Source organism: Micromonospora arborensis (assembly GCF_003205615.1).
GTDB lineage: Bacteria > Actinomycetota > Actinomycetes > Mycobacteriales > Micromonosporaceae > Micromonospora > Micromonospora arborensis.
The window spans coordinates 2,198-3,580 of sequence record NZ_PYBV01000069.1 but is presented as its reverse complement, the minus strand read 5'-3'; the positions used below and the strand labels follow the sequence as shown (position 1 = coordinate 3,580).

At 68.8% G+C, this 1,383-nt stretch carries 1 protein-coding gene; it reads right to left on the bottom strand.

Features of this window, described 5'->3' with window-relative positions; genetic code table 11:
* The coding region (locus C7C45_RS32600) for a metallophosphoesterase (protein WP_244200692.1) at positions 1–1,330 on the bottom strand (1,330 nt) is incomplete at its 3' end.
* Between the last annotated feature and the right edge of the window lie 53 nt (positions 1,331–1,383).

Here is a 1,383-nt window from a genome sequence, read left to right as displayed (position 1 = left end):
CGTACAGGCCGGCCACATCGCGGATCTTGACGTCGCCAGCGGGGAAGACCGCGGTACGGCTGAACGGCGAGGCCTGCGACAGCACCGGCAGGTCGGCGTACGGCGTGCCGGCCAGCGCCTCCGTGACGGTCTGGGCCTGGACATGGTTGATGAAGTCCAGGATGGGGGTGTCCTTGTACCTGGATTCCACCGTGGACATCTCGACGGTGGCCTGGGCCACCACCTGGTTCACGTACGCGATGGTCTTCTGGTGCTGGGCCCGCACCGCCGCGAGGACCTTCGGGTCCTCGACCACGGTGTTGGTGTTCAGCATGCTCGCGGCCTTCTTGGTGATCGTCCAGCGGCCACGCTCACGGGTGAGGGTGAAGTCCATCCGGGTGAGCCGCTGGCCCCACTTCGACGGCTCGGAGAGCAACACCTGTGCGCCGGTCCGCTCGTTGGTGACGAACCGCTCGACCACCTCGTTGTGGGCGTGCCCGAAGAGGATCGCGTCGATCCCCGGCACCTGCTGGGCGATCAGCGCCACCGGGTTCTCGTTCGGCAACTCCGGGCCGTAGCTGGAGGTGCCGCTGTCACCGCCGTGCGCGGAGATCAGTACGAGGTCCGCGCCGCGGGCACGCATGATCGGCACCCACTTCGCGGCGGTCGCCACCATGTCGTCGAAGCGCAGCTTGCCCTCGACGTTGCCCTTGTCCCAGATGGCCACACCGGGATTGGTCAGCCCCAGGATGCCGACCCGCAGGGTCGGCGCGGCGAAGCCGAGGGAGACCTTCTTGATGACGTACGGCAGGAAGGCCGGCTTGCCGGTCTTCGCGTTGACCGCGTTCGCGGCGAGCGCCGGAAAGCCGAGCTGACGGATCCACAGGTCCAGCAGCGGCAGACCGTAGTTGAACTCGTGGTTGCCCAGCGTCACCGCGTCGTAGTCGATGACGTTCATCGCCCGCGCCATCGGGTGTTTCTCCCCGGTGGCGGTGATCGGCTCCTGCTTGGCGTAGTAGGTGGCCAGCGGCGTGCCCTGGATGGTGTCGCCGGCGTCGAGCACCAGCGTCGCCTTGCCGCGCCGCTCCCGACGGATCTGGTTGATCAGGGTTGCCAGCTTCGCGACGCCGATGTCGTTCTGCTTGCTGTCGTCGTACTCGGCGTCGCGGTAGTAGTCCCAGTTGTAGACGTTGCCGTGGGTGTCCGACGTGCCCAGCAGGGTGAGGTCCCAGCTGCGCGGACGGGCCGCGCCGGCCGCCTGCGCGGGCGCGGCGGCGATCAGCGGAGCGGAGGCCGCGGCCGCCGCGGCAACGAGCACCTGGCGGCGCGACGGGCCGGAGGGAGAGGTCATGACGTGCCTTCCCATCGGGGTGGACGCGCCTCGTGAGCGCCTCGCGCACCATA